This is a genomic window from Nonomuraea sp. CA-143628 (genome assembly GCF_050942315.1).
GTDB lineage: Bacteria > Actinomycetota > Actinomycetes > Streptosporangiales > Streptosporangiaceae > Nonomuraea.
Genome location: NZ_CP192072.1, coordinates 9,717,910 through 9,737,579, shown reverse-complemented (window position 1 = coordinate 9,737,579; position 19,670 = coordinate 9,717,910). Strand labels below are relative to the sequence as shown.

The following is a 19,670-nucleotide window of genomic DNA, read 5'->3' as shown; positions in this document are numbered from 1 at the left end:
CGCGGCCGAGAGTCGCGCCGATCCTTGTCCGGCCTCGGTCAGCACTGGTCGAGATTGATGCCCTTCGTCTCGCGAGCGGTCAGGAAGACCACTAGGCTGATCAGGCACAGCCCCGCGAGATACCAGGGGAACCAACTGGCGTGGCCGCTGTCCGTCAGCCGCTCGACGAGGTGCGGTGACGTGCCGCCGAACACCGCCACGGTCAGCGAATAGGGCATCCCCAGGCCGACCGAGCGCACCTGCGTGGGGAACAGCTCCGCCATGGCGGTCGGCGCGACGGAGGCGTAGCAGCCGAACAGCAGCAGCCCGACGGTCATCACGATCACCAGCGACTCGGGCGTCGAGTTCAGCAGCGTGAACAGCGGCACGATGAGCACGACATAGCCCCCGGCGAAGGCGCACAGCAACGGCTTGCGCCCGATCCGGTCGGACAGAGCGCCGTACAGGGGCAGGACCATGATCATGACGGACTGCGCGATCACCGACGCCCACAGCGCCGACTCCGCCGGCATGCCGAAGTTGTCCTGTACGTAACTGGGCAGGTAGACGAGGAAGGTGTAGTAGACGACCGTCGCGCCGACGGTGAATCCGACGACGCGGAGTCCACTGACCGGATGCCTGCGGAGCACCTCCCAGGTGGGACGGCGCACTCTGAGGTCCCGTCCGGCCAGGAAGGGGCTGGTCTCGTGCAAGGTGCGCCGCAGTTGGAGGCCGTAGACCCCGAACACGGCGCCGATCGCGAACGGCACGCGCCACCCCCATTCGGCCAGGCCGGATTCGCCCAGGACAGTGAAGAGCAGTTCCGCCAGCAAGGTGGCGGTCAGGGGGCCGAGCGTGCCGGTGACGTACGCGAAGCTGGAGTAGAACCCCCGGCGGTCGGGTGGGGCGATCTCGGCGAGATAGGTGGCGGCGGCGGCCATCTCCCCGCCCGTGGACAGCCCCTGCACGATCCTCGCCACCAGCAACAACGCCGGTGCCAGCAGCCCGATCTCCGCGTAGGTGGGGCACACCGCCAGGATCAGGCTGCCGCCCGACACCAGGAGCACGGCCAGCGTCATGCCGCCGCGTCGGCCGAACCGGTCGGTGTAGCTGCCGAGCAGGATGCCGCCGAGAGGCCGGAAGAGGAAGCCGATCGCGAAGATCATCATGGTTTTGACCTGGGCGAGCGCGGGGTCGTCCGCGGGGAAGAACTGGCCGGCGAAGAATACGGAGAAGATCGCGTACGCGTTCCAGTCGAACCATTCCAGCGCGTGGCCGATCGTGGCCGCGACGAGGCCGCGGCGCGACACCCGGCGAAAATGGCCGGCGGTGACGGGGGAATGGCGCATTGTGTCAGTATCACGCGCGACGTGGTCTTTCTGGGCGGGATTCGCGACCTGTGCTGGGGTCGTCGGCGTAATAGGGCGGTTGGGAAAAAGCGACATTCTGCGATTTATGATGACAATATTGGTTATTATGTGTGACACATATTTGTCACACGGTCGCGAGAATGATGGTTTCTGTGGGTGGCAGTTCTCCGCTGGAGCGTCGTTCGAGAAGGGTGATCCCGGCCGCGAGCTCGCGGAAGGCGACGGCGAGTTCGTTGGCGCCGCGGGTGTCGGCCTCGGCGGCCAGGCACAGGGTCGCCAGCCGCAGTGTCGTCGCGGAGCCTGAGGTGAGCCGCTCGCGGCGGGTGAACAGCGGCACGGCCGCCGCGCGCAGTCCGTCCGCGATCCGGTGCGCCCACGGAGCCGGCGTGCCCGCGTCGAGCGGCCCGAGGACGCTCCTGAGCGCCTCGTCCGCCGTGTTCAACCTGCTCATCAGCGTGTCCGGCGGCACGACGTACGGGCCGGCCGGGAGGCTGGTCTGTTTGAGGAACGCCCGGGCGAACTGGGCCGGCCAGTCGGCGGGGGCCGTGTCCAAGCGCAGGACCCGCGCCAGAGCGTGCGACAGCGCGCGTCCCATGACCCGGTCGAGGGCCCGGTCGAAGGCGTGATCGAGGTCGAGCGCGTGATCGAGCACGAGGTCGGGGTCGAGCACGACGTCAAGGGCATCGGCCGCCGTCCACCCGCCGCAGGAGTCCTTCGTCGATCCACCACCGGAATCCGCCATCGCTCTGCCGCTGGGGTCGGTGATCCCAGCGCCGCCGCTGAGGTCCGTGGTCCGGCCGCCACTGGAGTCCGTGGTCCGGCTGCTACTGGGGCCCAACGTCCGTCCGTCGGCAGGGTCCGCGGTCCGGGCGCGGGTGAAGGACACTGCCAGGGCGTCGGCCATGACGCGGGCGCGGGCGCGGTCCCGTTCGCGGTCGAGGCATTGGCTGAGCGCGTGAACGTCCGCCTCCATCTGGTCGAGCCCGGCCGGGTGGGCGAGGCCGAACGCGTCGCCGATCCCTCGTACGTGACTGATGGTCCGGCTCAGGTCGAAGGCGTGGTCGAGAACGTGGTCGAGCGCCGGGTCGAAGACGGGAACGAGGTCGAGACCGCGGCGCAGCACGCGGACTCCCACGATGGCGCGCAGCAGGAGCAGGCGGACGAAGGCGGGCATGGAGCGACGGACGTCATCGTTGACGTGCCGGATCAGCGTCGCGGCGGCCACCTCGTAGGGCTGCCCGGCGTCGGGAGGCGTCCACAGCCGGGGAGCGCGGTGATCGCCGGGTTCGCTCCAGACGCTCAGCGCCGGCGCCCCGGGGTTGAGCGAGCGCTGAACCACCGGATTCTCGATCTCGTCATGGGTCGGCAGCCGATAGACGGGCTCGTTGCCGGTCACTCCGTTGACCCAGTCGACGAAGGCCGCCGCGTCACCCGCGCGTACGCCCGTGATCGGGTGATCGCCGCACGGCCCGTACGCGATGGGCTCGACCCTGGTCGGGCCGTCCGGCTCCGGAGCCCGTGTGTCCAGCACGTACAGCCAGTAGATGCCCGCGGTGATCGGGCGGGCGCAGACGCGTCCGCCGGCGCCGGTCCTGGTCAGGTGGCGCAGATGGCGGGCGACCAGGACGCCGGCCATGAGCCGGCGGCGCTCGGGATCGGCGTCGGGGGCGAAGGCGGAGCCCAGGAGCCGGTCGAGCCGTCCACGCAGGGCGGGGTCGAGTTCGCTGCCCTCCTCGGCGCAGTCGAAGGCCAGGGACAGCGCGGTGACGGTGCCCGAGGACAGGCAGGCCGCCACGATCGGGTCGGCGTCGGAGCGGGCGGCGTACAGGAGGGTCGTCTCCCGCCACCACACGTCGTCGACGGCGGCGACCAGCACGTCGGGCCGGCCCTTGTCACGGATGTGCGCGGCGGCCAGATATTCCTGGAAGGTGTGGTGGGCGAAGGAGTAGAGGTCGCTCTCGCGCTCGATGAGCAGGCCGTTCGAGCGGACGTCGCACAGGAGCTCCTCCGCGGTGAGTCGCGTCGCCATGCGGCGCAGGGCCGGCCGGATCTCGGCGAGTACGGCGGTGCTCGGCAGGTCGCGGACGCCGCGTTGCATCATCGCGTGCGCGACCCGGCGCAGCAGCACCTCCTTCTTGTCGCCGCTCAGCTCGAGCGGGAGCTTCTTGGCCTTCTGCCGCCGCCAGAGCATCACCTGGCAGATCTCGCTGTAGAGACGCTCGCGGCTCTCCGGCAGGGCGCCCGGGTGACGATGGACGTTGGCGATCATCGTCAGCAGCAGCGGGTTGATCGTCAGCTCGTACAGCTCAGGGGTGTGGTTGAGCCGGTCGAGCAGGTCGTCGGCCGCGGCCTCGGCCAGCCGCCGCGCGTCCTCGCCCGCCTCGCCGTGCTTCTCGACGGCGGTGTACCAGCCCCGGACGAACCGGTTGACCTGCTCGTCGGTGAAACCGCACACCTGGAGGACCGTCGCGCCGTCGACCCGGGCCGACAGGTAGCCCCGCGGCCGTGAGGTGATCGCGTAGTCGTTCTTGGGGTAGCGCCTGATCTGGGTTTCCACCCAGTCGGCGACGCTCCTGCGGTCGTCCTGGCCGGCGATCTCGTCCAGGCCGTCGAGCATGACGACGCAGTCGCCGTCACGCAGCTTCTCCTCGAACCAGCCGGTCGGCTCCTTGACGCCCGGCTCCACCGTGTTCCGTACGAGCTGCGGCAGCGTGACCGTCGGGGCCGCGACGATCTCGGCGCCGTGGTCGCGCAGGTAGAGCAGGATCGGCACGCTACGTCGCCGTCCCCGCCCGGCCCGGCAGATCTGCTGGGCGGTATGGCGCAGCAGGGTGCTCTTCCCGCTGCCCGGAACGCCGACGATCGCCAGCACCACGGGCCGCCGCCGGTCGAGGAAGTCGCCGATCGAATGGCGGTCGGTCACCTCGGCGGGCAACTGGGCGAGCACGTCCTGGCGTACGTCACGCGGCGCCCGATAGGCCAGGCTCACGTCGACGAAGACCTCGTCCAGCTCGGGGGTGTAGTAGCCGATGGTCGGCAGGCCCTTGAGATCGATGTAGCGGAGGCTGCCCAGCAGGGACTCCCGGTAGCGCTTGTCGAACCGGGACACGCGCCGCCCCACGGCCCGGTCGAGGCTGTCGACGATCCGCTGCCGCCAGCGCTCCACGACCTGCCCGGCGATCTGCCCGGCGAAGAGCGCGAGCGCGAGCAGGCCCTCGTAGAGCGCGAGCAGGATGCCGGTGACCACCGGGTCGTCCCAGATCTGCTGTCCCCACGCGGCCACCGCCACCGACGGGGGAACGATGGCCGCCAGGAGCCACCTGACGAGCTTGCCGACCATCCGCCCATCGTTCACCGGCGACGGCGGCCACGTCCGGACATCTACGGAAGGTGATCAGAATCTATCCCCGTGTGACTGGGGCGTCGCTGCCACGGCTCAGATGTCGTTCGCCGCCACGTAGCCGAAGGTCATGGCCGGTCCGATGGTCGAGCCGGCGCCGGCGTAGCTGTGTCCCATGACGGCGCCGCTGGCGTTGCCGGCCGCGTACAGCCCGGGAATGACCGAGCCGTCCGCCCGGAGCACCCGCGCCCGCGCGTCCGTACGCATCCCGCCCTTGGTGCCCAGGTCGCCTGGGACGATCTTGAACGCGTAGAAGGGCGCCAGCCACAGGGGCGCCAGGCAGGGGTTGGGCTTGACGACGGGGTCGGCGTAGTAGCGGTCATAGACGCTGTCGCCACGATGGAAGTCGGTGTCCTTGCCGGTCGCCGCGAAGCCGTTGAACCGGGTGACCGTGGCGCGCAGCGTCCCCGCCGGGACGCCGATCTTCTGCGCCAGTTGCTCTATGGTCCACGCCTGGAAGGCGGCGCCGCTGTCGTACCAGGACTGGGGGAACGGCAGCAGCGGCGCGATGTCCTTGAACAGGTAGCGGTTGCGGTAGTTCTGGTCGACGATCAGCCAGGCGGGGATGTGCGGTGACGCCGCCGTGTTGCGGTCGTACATGACGTGCACCACGTCGCTGTACGGCGCCGCCTCGTTGACGAAACGCTCGCCCTTGCCGTTGACCAGGATGCAGCCGGGCAGCGTGCGTTCGGCCAGGCAGAAGTACGGCTCGTCGGGCAGCGGGATCGCCGGTCCCCACCATGCGTCGTCCATCAGGTCCAGCGCGGCCCCGGCGCGTTCGCCCGCCTCGATGCCGTCGCCGGTGTTCTCCTTGGCGCCGACCGTCCAGCCGGTGCCGATGGGCTGCCGCTGGAACTCCGCGCGCATCGCCGCGCTGTGCTCGAACCCGCCCGAACCGACGATGACGCCGCGGCGGGCCTTGATCAGCGTCTGTACGCCGTTCCGTGTCACGACCACGCCGGTGACGCGGCCGCCTTCGACGCGCAGGTCGAGCAGCGGGGTGTTCAGCCATACCGGTACGTTCGCCGCGAGCAGTCCGGCGCGCAGGCTCGCCGCCAGGGACTGGCCCATGGTGAGCGGCTTCTCGCCGCGTAGCGCGGCCGCCGTGCCTCGGGCCAGGCACGCGGCGCTCACTTCGAGGCCCTTCGGGTTGACCAGGGTGAGGTTCAGCCACTTGTAGTCGGCGCTGAAGACGACCAGGCCGGCCGGGGTGGGGATGTAAGGAGGGTTCAGGTGGGCGAGCTCGGCGCCGAGGATGTGCCCGTCGATCTGGTCGGGCTCGATGGAGCGGCCGTTCGGCATGCCGCCGGGGTACTCCGGATAGTAGTCGGAATATCCCTCCATCCACCGGAACCGCAGCGGGCTGTTCCGCATCACGAACGAGATCATGGCCGGGCCGTTCGTCAGGAAGGCCTGCTGCCGGGCTTGGGGCACGGTGTCGCCGACGACGCGGGAGAGATACTGGGCGGCCTTGGCCGGGGTGTCCGGGACTCCGGCGGCCAGGATCACCTCGTTGTTCGGGATCCAGATCCCGGCGCCGGACCGGGCCGCCGACCCGCCGAACGTCGGCGCCTTCTCGACCACCACGCACTGCAGGCCGCGCTTGGCCGCGGTGAGCGCGGCGGTCATCCCGGCCGCGCCTGCTCCGACGATCACCACGTCGTACTCGATGTCGGCGGCGTAAGCGGGTGCGCGGCCCAGAGCCGCTTCGGTCATGAGGACGCCGCCGGCGATGGCGGCGCCGCGCAGCAGGGTGCGGCGGCTGGGTCCTTCTGCGGGCATGGCGGGCGTTGCGGGCGTCGAATCGGCCATGGTGGATCGGATCCCTTCAACGTGCGTGCGCTGCGGGCAGCACAGGTGGTCGGAGGAACAACCGTGGTGGCACCTCGCGCCGGTGCGACGCTACGGAAGAGCTGGGGGGTGTGTGGCCCCCGTCACAGCATGAAGCATGCGCTTGGTTGGTAATCGCTGTCAACAGATCTACGGGAGTAGCGATCACCCGCTTTCAGGGCGACTCGGCCGGATCTTGGGGGAGGTGCATGATCCCCCCTGCTAAGGGCAAAAGCCCTACGGTCCATTGGTAAAGCCGATTAGAGTGAAATTTGACTACTTGTCAGGCACGGGAGGCATCAAGGATGCGGAACGGCCAGACCGGCGCAACGATATTGACCAGCACCCTCGCCCTGGCGGCGGTCCTGGCAGCCGGATGCACCTCCAGCGGCGGCGCGCGTACTCCTGGCGCCGCTCCCCAGACGGCACAAGGCCCGGTGGCGAAGGTGGCGATCACCCCGGCGGACGGGACCAAGAAGGTCGCGCCGGACACCGGGGTCAGCGTCAAGGTCACCGACGGCAAGGTCACCCGGCTGGCCGTCGCCGATTCCAAGGGCCGTGAGGTGAGCGGCGCCGTGGGCACCGACGGGACCTGGCATCCCAAGTGGCCGTTGCGCCCCTCGACGGCGTACACGGTCAGCGCCCAGGTGACCGGCACGGACGGCAAGGAGGTCACGACGCAGGCGAAGTTCACCACGTTGAAGCCGAAGCGCGCGCTGGAGAGCGGCATGTCGCCGCTGGACGGCGAGAAGGTCGGCGTCGGCATGCCCGTCCAGCTCCTGCTGTCGCGGTCGGTGACCGGCAAGGAGGAACGGGCCGCGATCGAGCGGGCCCTGGTGGTCGAGATGTCCGAGCCGGTCGAGGGCGCGTGGAGCTGGGTGAGCGACCGGGAGGTCCAGTTCCGGCCGCGTGAGTACTGGCCGACCGGGGAGAAGGTCAAGGTCGTCGCGCATCTGGCCGGCGTACAGGCGGGCGAGGGGGTGTGGGGCACCAAGGACCGCAGCCTGAGTTTCACCGTCGGCGCCAAGCACATCACCAAGGTGAACGCCCGCACCCACGAGGCGGAGGTGAGCGACGGGGACAAGGTCGTCAAGACCATCCCGGTCAGCCTGGGCAGACCGGGCGACGACAGCTACTCGGGCACGATGATCGCCCAGGAGAAGGCCGCGGACATCATCATGGACTCCGCGACCACCGGTCACCCGGGCGAATACCGCATCCCTACCAAGTGGAACGTCCGGATGACCTACAGCGGCACCTTCTTCCACGCCGCCCCCTGGTCGACCGGCGCGCAGGGCAACTCCAACGTCAGCCACGGTTGCGTCAACGCCAGTCCGGCCAATGCCCGCTGGTTCTTCGAGTTCACTCAGCGGGGTGACATCATCCAGGTCAGCGGTACGTCGCGGAAGCTGCGGTTCGGCAACGGCCCGACACCGTGGGCCAAGTCCTGGGACGACTGGCTGGCCGGCAGCGCGCTGGGCAAGCCGGTCAACGGCGGCTAGCCACCTCAGAATCAGCCACCCAAGAATCAGAAACCGAAGACGGCCGCCGGGTTGTCGACCAGGATGCGCCGGCGCAGGGCCTCGGTAGGGGCTATCCGGCCGAGGAAGTCGACCAGCAGGCCGTCGTCCGGCATGTCGCCGGAGATGTTCGGGTGCGGGAAGTCGGTCCCCCACAGGACCCGTTCCGGAGCGTGCGCGGCGAGCCGGCCGGCGAACGGAGCCACGTCCTCGTACGGCGGCCCCGCCGTGGAGAGCCGGTCGGCGCCGCTGAGCTTCACCCAGACGTGCCCGGTGTCGAGCAGCCGCAGCAGCGTCCGCGTCGCCCGCTCGTCGTGAACGTCCACGCGGGCCATGTGATCGATGATCACGGGGAGCGCCGCGGAGCGGATGCGGTCGGCCAGGTCGAGGATGCCGCGGCCGGCCACGTGGACGGCAAGGTGCCAGCCGTACGGGCGGATCAGGCGGATCACCGCGTCGACGCTTTCGGGGGAGGGACTGGGACCGAGGTGGGGCAGGAAGTGCACGCGCGCGCCGCACACCCCCGCGGCGTCGAGCCGGGCGATCTCGGCCTCCGGCGTCCCGGCCGTCACCAGGGCCACTCCCCGGTAGCGTCCGGCGCCGTCCGCCAGCGCGTCGAGCAACGCGGCGTGGTCGCCGCCATGGCACGACGACTGGACGATGACGGCCCGCTCGATCCCCAGGAAGTCGTGCCGCCGCCGCAGATCGTCCTTGGAGACGTCCGGCGGGGTGAAGGTGCGGTTCTCCGCGTACGGGAAGAGCGCGCCGGGGCCGAAGATGTGGCAGTGGGCGTCGCAGCTCGCCGGGGGCAACTTGAGGCCGGGCGGTTTGGGGTCGGGGTGCGGCGGCGGGGTGGTCGTGGCCATGGTCGAGCCCCTTCAGTCGCAGCGGGCGGTCATGCCGCCGTCGACGACGAGTTCGGTTCCGGTGATGAATCTGGCCTCGTCGGAGGCGAGGAACAGCGCGGCGTGAGCGGTGTCGCGCCCATCCCCCATGAAACCCAGCGGAATGCGGCTCTGCCGCTGCCGTAGCAGTTCCGCCACGTCGCCGCCGGCCCGCTGGCCCGCCAGACGGGCCTCCACCATGGGCGTGTGCAACTGTCCGGGGACGACGGTGTTCACCCGGATCCCGTCAGGGGCGTGCTGCACGGCGGTGACGCGCGAGAGCTGGATCAGCCCCGCCTTCGCCGAGGCGTAGGCCACCTGGGGAGCGCCCGTGTAGCGCAGGCCCGAGGTGGAGGCGATGTTGACGATCGCGCCGCCGCCCTGCTCGCGCATGATCGGGATCACCTGCTTGCAGGTCAGGTAGGCGCTCTTGAGGTTCGTGTCCAGCTGGGCGTGCCAGGTCTGCTCGTCCAGCTCGACGGGGCCGCCGTGGTGGGACCCGCCGACGTTGTTGACCAGGATGTCGATCCGCCCGAACGTCTCCAGGCAGGCGGCGGTCATGGCGCGGACGGACGCGCCGCTGGTGACGTCGCACTCGTACGGCACCGCCGTACCCTCCTCGACCAGGTCCAGGGTCCCCGCCATGAGGCCCGAGTCCCGGTCGACGGCCAGGACCCCCGCGCCCGCCCGCGCGAACAGCACCGCGATGGCCCGCCCGTTGCCCCAGCCGGGGCCGACGCTGCCCGCGCCGGTGACGATCGCGACCTTGCCTTCGAGCCGCCCGCCCACGTCCGCCGTCCACACCGCTGCGCTGTTGGCCCTCACAGCGCCACCGGCTCGGTGGCCGGTCGGCCGGACAGCTCGGCCAGGGCGCGTTCCCGGTCGAAGGCGCGCTCCCAGATGCTGACCACGATGCTGGCCAGCATCTGCCCGCACAGGCTGATCAGTCCGCGGGCCATCGACATGAACCGGTCCACGCCGAAGATCAGCATGATGCCGGCGACGGGGATGGTCCCCGTGGTCGACAGCGTCGCCGCCAGCAGCACGAACCCGGCGCCGGCGATGCCCGCCCCGCCCTTGGAGGTGATGAGGAAGACCGCCAGCAGCCCGAGCTGCTGCCAGATCGACAGGTTGATGTCGAAGGCCTGCGCGATGTACAGCCCGGCGAAGCCCATGTAGAGGCAGACACCGTCGGAGTTGAAGGCGTAGCCGGAGGGCACGACCAGGCCGACGATGGGCTTGGGGCAGCCCAGCCGCTCCAGCTTGGCGATCAGCTGGGGCATCACCGCCTCGTAGTTGGCGGTGCCGAGAGTGATGAGCAGTTCGTCCTTGAAGTAGCGGTACAGGCGCAGGATGTTGATTCCGCAGAGCCGGGCGACCACGCCCAGCACGACCAGGCAGAAGAACAGGCCGGTCAGCCAGAACAGGCCGACGAAGGCGCCGAGGCTGGACAGGGTGCTCGCCCCGAACTTGCCCGTGGTGTACGCCATCGCGCCGAACGCGCCGATCGGGGCCAGGTACATCACCAGGCGCACGATGCCGAACACGGCCTCGCCGATCCGCTCCACGCCCTTGGTGATCGCGGTGCCGCGCGTGCCCAGCATGACGACGGCAATGGCGAACAGCACCGAGACGAGCAGCACCTGCAGGACGTTGCCGTCGACGAACGCCCCGACCAGGCTCTTGGGGATGATGTTGACGAGGAAGTCGTACCAGTGCTGCTCCTCGCCCTGGGTGACGTACTGGCCGGCCACCCCGGTGATCTTGATGGTGCCGGGCACGGCGTGCACGCCGTCGCCCGGCCGCAGGACGTTCATCACCACCAGGCCGATGATCAGGGCGATGGTGGTGATGACCTCGAAGTAGACCAGCGCCTTGATGCCCACGCGGCCCATGCTGGTGAGCGCGCCGGCCGAGGCGATGCCGGTGACGACGGTACAGAAGATCACGGGTGCGACGAGCATCCGGATGAGCGCGATGAACCCGTCGCCGAGAGGCTGCATGGCGATGCCGGCCTCTGGTGCCACCAGGCCGAGTGCGGCGCCGAGCACCAGCGCCACCAGCACCGTCACGTAGAGCTTGGTGGTGAAAGCGGTTCTCAACATCACACACCTCGTTCGTCTGACGCACAAGTGTGCGTCGGTTAAACAGCGAGTGTGTATGACGTGTTCATCGCGGTCAAGAGTTCGCGCGGCAAGAGGCGCCGCGGGCATCAGGGGCCGGCGAAGCCGACATCTCCGGAAATGGCGTGTGCGGCGGCCATGACTCGCGGGACGTACTGCTCGCGCAGTTCGGCGACCGAGACCCGGCCCGCGTTGGCCGACACGTTGATGGCGGCGATGACCGCGCCCGTGCCGTCGTGGACCGGCGCGGCCGCCGAGCGGACGCCCTCCTCGCGCTCGCCGTCGACCAGGGCGTACCCCTGCTCGCGGACACGGTGGAGCTCTCTCTCCAGCTCGGCGGGGTCGGTGATCGTGTGCGACGTCAGCGCCGTCAGTTCCACCGAGTCCAGGTAGCGGCGCAGGGCGTCTTCCGGCAGGGCGGCGAGCAGTACGCGGCCCATGGACGTCGGGTAGGCGGGCAGGCGGGATCCGACGCTCAACACGATCGACATGCTCCGGTTGGCCGGCACGCGGGCGACGTACACGATCTCGTCGCCGTCCAGGGTCGCCGCGGAGCACGACTCGCGCACCTCGTCGGCCAGGGCGCGCATGTGAGGCTGCGCCCGCTCCCAGATCGGCAACGACGACAGGTAGCCGTACCCGAGGCGGAGCACGCGCGGGGTGAGCCGGAAGCGGCGGTCCACGCTCTCGGCGAAACCCAGCTTCACGCAGGTGAGCAGGATGCGGCGGGCGGTGGCGCGGGAGAGCCCGGTCAGCTCCGCCGCCTCGCTGACCGTGAGCGAGGGGTTCCTGGCCGAGAACGCCTGGAGGACGAGGAACGCCTTCTCGACGGAGTCGATGACGTCGGGATCCTGCCTTGACATATCTTGAACCTCGCGATCTAGACTACGGGCGCACATATGTTCGCCCGTCGCACAAGGTGGGCGTTCAGCTTCCATTGTCCTCGGGAGGTGAGGGTTGGCCGGCCTGCTCTTCGTCCTGTCGCAGCCGCGCGACGGTGACGAGACGGAGTTCCACGACTGGTACGACACCGAACACGGCCCGGCCCGCCTGGCCCTGCCGGGCGTCCACAGCGGCCACCGTTACCGGGCGATCGACGGTGCCGTGCCCGGCTGGCTCGCCTGCTACGACCTCGATCTCGACGTCCTCGACACCGACCGCTACCACCGCCTGCGCGAGGAGCGCAGCCCGCGCGAGAGCGCTGTCATCGCTCGCCTGCGCACGCTTGACCGGCGCGTCTACCAGCCGCTCGACGAGTACGGCGGTGGTAGCGGCCCCATCCTGCTGGCCCGGTCGCTGACCGTGAGCCCTGAGGCCGAGGCCGACTTCCACGCCTGGTACACCGAGGAGCACACCCCCGCGCTGCACGAGATCCCCGGCTGGCTGCGTACCCGGCGCTATGTCCTGCGCGACGGGAACGCTCCACGCTTCCTGGCCCTGCACGAGCTCAGCGGAACGGAGCCGTTCGACACCGACGCCTATCGCGCGGCCACCGGCACGCCCTGGCGGACCAGGGTGATGGCCTCGGTCACGAAGAGCGAACGCCGCCTCTTCGCCCACCACCTCACGTTCGGGGGAACACCTTGCCAGGCTCTCCGCCACCCGCCCGCCTCGCCGCCTTCCGCCCCGGCGACCTGACCGCCGAACAGCGACGACTCTACGATCGCCTGCTCGACAGCCCGCGGGCGAGCGCCCCACGGCCCTTTCCACTGGCCGACGAGGAAGGGCGTCTGCGCGGGCCGTTCAACGCCATGCTGCTCAACCCGGACCTCGGGCACGCCCTTCAGGAACTGGGCGGCGCCGTACGCTACCGGACCGGGCTCACTTCCCGGCAGCGGGAGATCGCGATCCTCGCGGTCGCCGGGCACGAGCGCTCGGACTACGAGTGGAAGGTGCACAGCCACGCGGCCCGGCTGGAGGGCCTGACCGAGGCGCAACTGGCCGGCCTGCGGGGTGGCGGGGACTGCCCGTTCGACGATCCGGCCGAACGGGCGGTCCTGGAGGCGGCCCGCGAACTGCTGCGTACGGGGGATCTGACCGACGACAGGTTCGCCGCGTCGATCGGCGCGCTCGGGCAGACCCGCCTGTACGAGGTGATCACCCTGGTCGGCTACTACCGGCTGCTGGCCGCGCAGCTCCGGGTGCTCCGCGTGGACGGCTGAGCCGCCTACCTTTCGAGGACGACGGCCAGCCCCTGGCCGACCCCGATGCAAAGGGAGGCGAGACCGGTGCCGGACCCGGCCACGGCCAGCTGGTGGGCGACCGCCCCGGTGATGCGGGCCCCGGAGGCGCCCAGGGGATGGCCCAGGGCGATCGCCCCGCCGCGGGGGTTGACGATCCCCGGGTCGAGCTCGGGCAGCTCGGCCAAACAGCCGAGCGCCTGCGCGGCGAACGCCTCGTTCAGCTCGACGGTCGTCAGGTCGCCGAACCCCTTGCCCGCCTTGGCCAGGGCCTTCTTGACGGCCTCGACCGGGCCGAGGCCGAAGTAGCGGGGTTCGAGCGCGCTCACGGCGCTCGCGGTGATCCTGGCCAGCGGCTCGCGACCACGCAGCCCGGCTTCGTCGGTGAGCAGCAGCGCCGCCGCGCCGTCGTTGAGCGGGGAGGAGTTGCCCGCGGTGACGGTGCCGTCGGCGCGGAACGCGGGCTTCAGCCGGGCCAGCGCCGCCAACGAGGTGTCCTCGCGGATGCCCTCGTCGCGGGTGAGGCCGCCGACGGGGACGATCTCGCGGTCGAAGGCCGCCTTCGCCGCCTTCTGGTGGCTGGCCAGCGCGAACGCGTCCTGCTCGGCCCGGGTGACGCCGTGCTTGTCGGCGATCAGCTCGGCGCCTTCACCGAGGGCGACCGTGTGCTCGGCGGGCATCTTGGGGTTGACCAGCCGCCAGCCGAGCGTGGTGGAGACGAGTTCCTGGCCCTTGGCGGGGAAGGCCCGGTCCGGCTTGGGCAGCACCCACGGCGCGCGGGTCATCGATTCCACGCCGCCCGCGATCACGGTGGCCGCGTCGCCGAGGGCGATCGCCCGGTACGCCTGGATGACGGCCTCCATGCCGGAGCCGCACAGCCGGTTGACGGTCGCGCCCGGCGTGCTCACCGGCAGCCCGGCCAGCAGCGCGGCCATCCGGGCCACGTTGCGGTTCTCCTCGCCGGCGCCGTTGGCGTTGCCGAGGATCACCTCGTCGGCGACGGTCTCGCCGTTGCGTTCCACCAGCGCCTTGATGGCGTGCGCGGCCAGGTCGTCGGGACGGATGCCGGACAGCGCCCCGCCGTAGCGGCCGAAGGGAGTGCGTACGGCGTCGAGGACGTAAACGGCCTTCACGCGAGGACCTCCGCATCCGTACGCTCACGCAGGTGCGCGGCGCTCACGCCGGGCGCGGTCTCGACCAGCGTGAGGCCCTTGCCGGTGACGTCGAGGACGCCGAGGTCGGTGATGATCCGGTGCACGCACGTCCTGCCGGTGAGCGGCAGCGAGCACTCCTGGACGATCTTGGGGGATCCGTCCTTGGCGGTGTGATCCATGATCACGAGCACCTTGCGGGCGCCGTGGACCAGATCCATGGCCCCGCCCATGCCTTTGACCAGCTTCCCGGGAACCATCCAGTTGGCCAGATCGCCGCGAGCCGAGACCTGCATGGCGCCCAGCACCGCGACGTCGATGTGGCCGCCGCGAATCATGCCGAACGACAACGACGAGTCGAAGAACGACGCCCCCCGCCGTACGGTCACCGTCTCCTTGCCCGCATTGATCAGGTCCGGGTCGATCTCCTCCGGCGTCGGGTAGGGGCCGACGCCGAGAATGCCGTTCTCGGAGTGCAGGATCACGTCCACGTCAGGGGGAAGGAAGGACGGGATGCGCGTGGGCAGCCCGATGCCGAGGTTGACGTAGTCGCCGTCGCGCAGCTCGGCGGCGGCGCGCGCGACCATCTCGTCGCGGGTCCAGCTCATGACGCGGTCCCTTCGGAGGGGGTGCGGACGGTCCTGGTGATGGCCTGTTCGGGGGGAGTGGAGGTGGTACGCCGTTCGACGGACTTGGCGGCGGCCTGTTCCGGGGTGAGCGCCACGACGCGGTCGACGAACACGCCGGGCAGGTGGACCTCGTCGGGATCGAGCTCGGTCAGCTCCTCGACCTCGGCGATCGCGATCCGCGCGGCCATCGCGGCCAGCGGGTTGAAGTTCCTGGCGGCCTTGTTGAAGACCAGGTTGCCGTGCCGGTCGCCCTTCGCCGCCCGGACCAGCGCGAAGTCGGTGGTGATGGCGTGCTCCAGAACGTACTGCCGGCCCCCGAACTCGCGGACCTCCTTGGGAGGCGAGGCGAGCGCGACCGACCCGTCGGGCGCGTGGCGCAGCGGCAGGCCGCCCTCGGCGATCGGCGTGCCGACCCCGGCCGGGGTGTAGAAGGCGGGGATGCCGCTGCCGCCCGCGCGCAGCCGCTCGGCCAGGCTGCCCTGCGGGGTCAGCTCCACCTCCAGCTCGCCGCCCAGGTATTGGCGGGCGAACTCCTTGTTGTCGCCGATATAGGAGGCGGTCACGCGGGCGATCCGCCGATCGGCCAGCAGGGTGCCCAGGCCGCCGCCGTCCACGCCGCAGTTGTTCGACACGACGCTGATGCCGCGTACGCCGGAGTCGTACAGCGCCTGGATCAGCACGTTCGGAATGCCGCAGAGACCGAAGCCGCCGACCGCGAACGACGCGCCGTCCCGCACATCGGCCAGCGCCTCATGGGCGGTGGCCACCACTTTGTCTCTCCGCACGACACTCCGTTTCGTAGTGTTCGCTAGGTGAACTTCAGTTCATTATCCTGGTCGAGTATGCGGAGCCGCATCGCTCCCTGTCAAAGTCGTGGGGGCGGCTTGAGAGCGGGTTGGGGTGAGGTTGGAGGAGACAGGTTGGTTGAGGTCGGAGGAGGGCGGATGGAACCGGCGGGCACTCTGGAACGCGGGCTGGCCGTGCTGCGCGCGCTGGCCGCCGGTCCCAGGCGGCCGATGCGCGCGACGGACCTGGTGCGGGCCACGGGCCTGGCCAGGTCGACGGTCGACCGGATCGTGGCCACGCTCGTCCGGCTCGGCTACGCGCGGGCCGAAGAGCGCGACGTGCTGCTCGCGCCGCGCCTGATGGAGTTGGGGGAGGCGTACCTGACGTGCGGCGGTCTGGGGGCGCTCGATCCGTATGCCGAACGGCTCGCCGACGAGCTGGACGAGTCGGTGTCGCTGGCCGTACGGGACGGGGACGGGGTCCGCTTCGTCGGGCGCTTCGTCCGGCGGCGCACTATGTCGGTGGCCTTCCGCGTCGGCGACCTGCTGCCCGCCGACCGCTGCGCGGCCGGTCTGATCCTGCTCGACCCCGCCGCGCGGTGGGCCGAGGACGACCAGCTCACCGAGCCCGGCCTGGTCGCGGTCGCGGTGCCGATACGGGACGCGGACGGGACGACGGTCTGCGCGCTGACCGTCGCCAGCCACACCAGCAGGCACACGGCCGCCGGCCTGCGCGACCACGCCCTGCCCAGCCTGCTGAAAACGGCGGCGGACATGGCCGCTGCCCTGACCGAACCGCCGCTCCCGCCACCGGCCACGCCCCTCCAGCCTGCCGCGTCTACCGCGCAGGCCGCGGCGCACCACGCTCCGCAGCCTGCCGCGCCCGCCTCGCATCACGCGCCGACGGGCCCGCAGTCCGCGCCGACTCCGACTGCCTCTGCCCCGAGTGTCGCGCCCGCCCCGCATCACGCGCCGACCGGCCCGCAGTCCGCGCCGATCCCGGCTGCCCCTGCCCCGAGTGTCGCGCCCGCCCCGCACCATGCGCCGACCGGCCCGCACGCCGCGCCTGTCCCGGGCGCTGCCCCCGTGCCGGGCGCTGCTCCCGTGCCGGGCGCTGCCCCCGTGCCGGGTGCTCCGCCCGTGCCGAGTGCTATGGGTGTGGACACGTCGCGGGCCAGGAAGGAGGAGCTGGGCGCGGAGTATCTTCAGTCGCTGGCCCGGGGCCTGGCCGTGCTGGTGTCGCTCGGTTCGGCGCGCGGCGGGCTCACCCTGGCCGCCGCGGCCAAAGCCACCGGCCTGCCGCGGGCCACCGTACGGAGGGCCGTCCAGACTCTCGACCGCCTCGGGTACGTCGCCACCGACGGCGCGCGTTTCGTCCTGCTGCCCAAAGTGCTGGAGTTGGGGTACGCCCACCTGTCGGGCCGGACCTTCGGCGAGATCGTCCAGCCGCACCTGGCGGACCTGGTGGCGCGGGTCCACGAGTCGGCCTCGGTCGCGATGCTGTCCGGGGACGATGTCGTCTACGTGGCGCGTGTGCCGACCGTCGCCATCATGAGCGTCGACATCACCGTGGGTACCCGCTTCCCCGCGTACGCCACCTCGATGGGCCGGGTTCTCCTGGCCGACCTGCCCGGGGAACGGCTGGCCGGGATGCCCTCGCCCCCGCTGACCCGCCACACGCTCACCGCGCCCGCCGACCTGGCGGCAGCCGTACGACAGGCGGCCGTGGACGGGTACGCCCTCGTCGACCAGGAGCTCGAGGAAGGCGTGCGGTCCATCGCGGTGCCGATTCGCGACCGGAGCGGCAGGGTCGTCGCGGCCGTCAACGTGGCCACGCACGCCAGCCGCGCCACCCCCGCCGAGCTGATCCGCGACGTCCTGCCCCCGCTCACCGAGGCCGCCGCACGTATGGAAGCGGATCTGGCCCACACACGCGGCGCCACGTGAACCCCGGCCCGCCGTGGCCGGCCGGGGCACGTCACCCTCCAGAGCTACTCCAGAAATACTGAGGGGTTAGGAGGTGCCGTTGATCAGGGCCATGGCCAGCTCGGGGCTGAAGGTGCCGGCCGGGATGCCCTCGCCCAGGTTGCAGCTGCCGTCTGAGTCGCCGGGGACCTTGACCCAGAAGACGTACTCGGCGCCGCTCGTCTGCTTGGCGGGCGGGGTGCCCAGCTTGCGTCCGGGCGGGTTGCACCAGTTGTCCTGGCCGGTCCAAGGGCCGTTGCCGTTGCGGCTGGTGTCGATCACGTACTTCTTGGCGCCGACGGTCCCCGACAGGTAGCCGTTGACCGCGACGGCATAGCTCTCGGAGTTGGCGGTGGTGATGTAGTTGGAGACGTTCACGGAGAAGCCGCGCGTGTTGGCGATGCCCGACTTGACCAGCAGCGGAGCCATATCGACGGCCTTAATCCAGGTGGCGTTGCCCGCGTCGAGGTACACCCAGGCGTTCGGCGCCTGGGCGCTCAGCACCTGGGTCGCGTCCAGCAGCATCTCGTACTGGTCTTCCGGATTCCCGCCGACCTTGGTCACGCAACTGGCGGCGGCGACGGCGTCGGGCTCCAGTACGACGATCGCGTGCCTGGTGCCGATCGCCTTGGCGAACTCGGTGATCCACGCGTGATACGCGGCCGCGTCGGCCGCGCCGCCGTTCGACTGGGTCGCGCACGCGTCGCGGTACGGAATGTTGTACGCCACCAGCATCGGCAGCTTGTCCGCGGCCTGGGCGGCGCCGACGTAGGTGTCCACGGCCAGCGTGAGGTCGGTGAACCAGCCGCCGAACCACTCGAAGATCGGCTTGTTGCCGATGTTCGAGCCGATGGCCTGCCCGTCGTTCGTGTTCTGGTGGGCGGTGGCGTACTGGGCGGGGTGCGACTGGTCCCATACGTACAGGGCCGTCGGCCGGGTCGTCTGCGTCTCCATCAGCGAGACGTTGTCGAAGCGGACCGTCGGGGTGCCGCCGGACCCGCCGAGCTGGAAGGTCACCTCGGCGGCGGTGTTGGTGGCGGACGCGGCCACGAACGGGATGCTGTAGCGCCTGCTGCCCGTCGTGAGCTGGACGGGCGCGGCCAGCGACTGGTTGGAGCTGGGCGTCGCCACGTACTGCACGGTCGTGGTGGCCTTGAAGGCCGTCGTGGAGTACGCGTCGAACGAGAGCGTGTAGCTCTTGCCCGCGTTCAGGGCGGTCGTGGTCGGACTGGTAACCATGGCGTCCCACGGGTTGGCGACGACGGACGTCACGTTCACCCGCATTCGGCCGGACTCGGCCGTGACCGTCGTCTGGCCGATCGCCTGCCAAGGGGCCGTCGAGCTGGTGAAGGCGCCGTTGCCGATCAGCTGGGCGGCGGCTGAGGCGGGCGGTGGTACGGCCAGGACAGCGGCCACGACCGCGGTTAACGCTGCGGCGGCTTTTGCTGCGATAAATCGCACTAAATCACCTTTCAGTGGGGTGTGGTGCGCCGAAGAGCTCGGTGGGGTTTGGCGCACCAGGGAGAGCGTTGTCGACGGAGGCGCTGGAGGGGGAGGGTCACCACGGCCGGCGCACACGCCGGCCGCACTCGAACAGGCATGCCGGACCTCTCTCGGTGCGGTACCGCGGCGTCGGCGTGATCATTACTGACCACCTTAGATACGGTCAAGGGATTAGGTAGTGGTAAATATCCATCCCATGGGCCCTCTTCTCTCCGGGACAGGTGATGGTCTACCGTTTCTGGGAGCGCTCCCAGGCGGTTGAGGCGCCGATCGGCACTGGTCAGGTGTGTTCCCAAGAGAGCCGCGACCGCGCACCGGACGCCGAGGCCGCCTGCGGCGGCGGTGACGGCT

The 19,670-nt window shown here is 70.6% G+C and carries 15 protein-coding genes; 4 read left to right on the top strand and 11 right to left on the bottom strand.

All coding sequences use genetic code 11. From position 1 onward, the window contains the following. Window positions 1-38 precede the first annotated feature (38 nt). The 3 genes from ACQP2T_RS44120 to kstD all read right to left on the bottom strand — a co-directional run bounded on the left by ACQP2T_RS44120 (window position 39) and on the right by kstD (window position 6,561). On the bottom strand, window positions 39-1,328 hold the full coding sequence (locus ACQP2T_RS44120; protein ID WP_433510813.1) for an MFS transporter: 1,290 nt from the start codon (window positions 1,326-1,328) through the stop codon (window positions 39-41). Between the two features lie 145 nt (window positions 1,329-1,473). Further along, entirely contained in the window at window positions 1,474-4,689 is a 3,216-nt protein-coding gene (locus tag ACQP2T_RS44115; protein WP_433510812.1) for an NACHT domain-containing protein, read from the bottom strand. A gap of 96 nt (window positions 4,690-4,785) precedes the next feature. Then, a complete protein-coding gene (kstD, locus tag ACQP2T_RS44110) occupies window positions 4,786-6,561 on the bottom strand; it encodes a 3-oxosteroid 1-dehydrogenase (protein WP_433510811.1) in 1,776 nt (591 codons plus the stop codon). A gap of 323 nt (window positions 6,562-6,884) precedes the next feature. Here kstD and ACQP2T_RS44105 point away from each other — a divergent pair, with 323 nt between their 5' ends. Next, window positions 6,885-8,081, top strand: a complete 1,197-nt coding sequence (locus tag ACQP2T_RS44105; RefSeq protein WP_433510810.1) for an Ig-like domain-containing protein — start codon at window positions 6,885-6,887, stop codon at window positions 8,079-8,081. Between the two features lie 26 nt (window positions 8,082-8,107). Here ACQP2T_RS44105 and ACQP2T_RS44100 read toward each other — a convergent pair whose 3' ends face one another. From ACQP2T_RS44100 to ACQP2T_RS44085, 4 genes are all read right to left on the bottom strand, one after another. Then, window positions 8,108-8,965: an amidohydrolase family protein gene (locus ACQP2T_RS44100; RefSeq protein WP_433510809.1), complete on the bottom strand. Its 858-nt coding sequence runs from the start codon at window positions 8,963-8,965 to the stop codon at window positions 8,108-8,110. Between the two features lie 12 nt (window positions 8,966-8,977). Further along, entirely contained in the window at window positions 8,978-9,808 is an 831-nt protein-coding gene (locus tag ACQP2T_RS44095; RefSeq protein WP_433510808.1) for an SDR family NAD(P)-dependent oxidoreductase, read from the bottom strand. Beyond that, window positions 9,805-11,088 carry a C4-dicarboxylate transporter DctA gene (gene dctA, locus ACQP2T_RS44090; protein ID WP_433510807.1) on the bottom strand — a complete coding sequence of 428 codons (1,284 nt, stop codon included), beginning with the start codon at window positions 11,086-11,088 and terminating at the stop codon, window positions 9,805-9,807. The genes ACQP2T_RS44095 and dctA overlap by 4 nt, the downstream gene beginning before the upstream one ends. Before the next feature lie 107 nt (window positions 11,089-11,195). Further along, window positions 11,196-11,969, bottom strand: coding sequence for an IclR family transcriptional regulator domain-containing protein (locus tag ACQP2T_RS44085; RefSeq protein ID WP_433510806.1), 774 nt, complete (start codon window positions 11,967-11,969; stop codon window positions 11,196-11,198). 94 nt (window positions 11,970-12,063) lie between these two features. Here ACQP2T_RS44085 and ACQP2T_RS44080 point away from each other — a divergent pair, with 94 nt between their 5' ends. After that, a complete protein-coding gene (locus ACQP2T_RS44080) occupies window positions 12,064-12,744 on the top strand; it encodes a hypothetical protein (protein ID WP_433510805.1) in 681 nt (226 codons plus the stop codon). Continuing rightward, on the top strand, window positions 12,690-13,268 hold the full coding sequence (locus ACQP2T_RS44075; protein WP_433510804.1) for a carboxymuconolactone decarboxylase family protein: 579 nt from the start codon (window positions 12,690-12,692) through the stop codon (window positions 13,266-13,268). Before ACQP2T_RS44080 ends, ACQP2T_RS44075 begins: the two co-directional genes overlap by 55 nt. A 5-nt stretch (window positions 13,269-13,273) precedes the next feature. Here ACQP2T_RS44075 and ACQP2T_RS44070 read toward each other — a convergent pair whose 3' ends face one another. The 3 genes from ACQP2T_RS44070 to ACQP2T_RS44060 are packed head-to-tail and all read right to left on the bottom strand — an operon-like array spanning window position 13,274 to window position 15,851. After that, window positions 13,274-14,419 (bottom strand): thiolase family protein, encoded by a 1,146-nt coding sequence (locus tag ACQP2T_RS44070; protein WP_433510803.1) that lies wholly within the window; start codon window positions 14,417-14,419, stop codon window positions 13,274-13,276. Then, on the bottom strand, window positions 14,416-15,045 hold the full coding sequence (locus ACQP2T_RS44065) for a CoA transferase subunit B (RefSeq protein WP_433510802.1): 630 nt from the start codon (window positions 15,043-15,045) through the stop codon (window positions 14,416-14,418). The genes ACQP2T_RS44070 and ACQP2T_RS44065 overlap by 4 nt, the downstream gene beginning before the upstream one ends. Continuing rightward, window positions 15,042-15,851, bottom strand: coding sequence for a CoA transferase subunit A (locus ACQP2T_RS44060; RefSeq protein WP_433510801.1), 810 nt, complete (start codon window positions 15,849-15,851; stop codon window positions 15,042-15,044). The genes ACQP2T_RS44065 and ACQP2T_RS44060 overlap by 4 nt, the downstream gene beginning before the upstream one ends. Window positions 15,852-16,010: 159 nt before the next feature. Here ACQP2T_RS44060 and ACQP2T_RS44055 point away from each other — a divergent pair, with 159 nt between their 5' ends. After that, window positions 16,011-17,798: an IclR family transcriptional regulator domain-containing protein gene (locus tag ACQP2T_RS44055; RefSeq protein ID WP_433510800.1), complete on the top strand. Its 1,788-nt coding sequence runs from the start codon at window positions 16,011-16,013 to the stop codon at window positions 17,796-17,798. Window positions 17,799-17,864: 66 nt separating this feature from the next. Here ACQP2T_RS44055 and ACQP2T_RS44050 read toward each other — a convergent pair whose 3' ends face one another. Beyond that, entirely contained in the window at window positions 17,865-19,277 is a 1,413-nt protein-coding gene (locus ACQP2T_RS44050) for a glycoside hydrolase family 6 protein (RefSeq protein ID WP_433510799.1), read from the bottom strand. Between the last annotated feature and the right edge of the window lie 393 nt (window positions 19,278-19,670).

Excerpts from the sequence above, each read along its gene's own strand:
- ACQP2T_RS44115 (WP_433510812.1), bottom strand. The coding sequence starts at position 4,689 with ATGGTCGGCAAGCTCGTCAGGTGGCTCCTGGCGGCCATCGTTCCCCCG.
- dctA (WP_433510807.1), bottom strand. The coding sequence starts at position 11,088 with ATGTTGAGAACCGCTTTCACCACCAAGCTCTACGTGACGGTGCTGGTG.
- ACQP2T_RS44085 (WP_433510806.1), bottom strand. The coding sequence starts at position 11,969 with ATGTCAAGGCAGGATCCCGACGTCATCGACTCCGTCGAGAAGGCGTTC.
- ACQP2T_RS44065 (WP_433510802.1), bottom strand. The coding sequence starts at position 15,045 with ATGAGCTGGACCCGCGACGAGATGGTCGCGCGCGCCGCCGCCGAGCTG.
- ACQP2T_RS44120 (WP_433510813.1), bottom strand. The coding sequence starts at position 1,328 with ATGCGCCATTCCCCCGTCACCGCCGGCCATTTTCGCCGGGTGTCGCGC.
- kstD (WP_433510811.1), bottom strand. The coding sequence starts at position 6,561 with ATGGCCGATTCGACGCCCGCAACGCCCGCCATGCCCGCAGAAGGACCC.
- ACQP2T_RS44105 (WP_433510810.1), top strand. The coding sequence starts at position 6,885 with ATGCGGAACGGCCAGACCGGCGCAACGATATTGACCAGCACCCTCGCC.
- ACQP2T_RS44100 (WP_433510809.1), bottom strand. The coding sequence starts at position 8,965 with ATGGCCACGACCACCCCGCCGCCGCACCCCGACCCCAAACCGCCCGGC.
- ACQP2T_RS44055 (WP_433510800.1), top strand. The coding sequence starts at position 16,011 with ATGGAACCGGCGGGCACTCTGGAACGCGGGCTGGCCGTGCTGCGCGCG.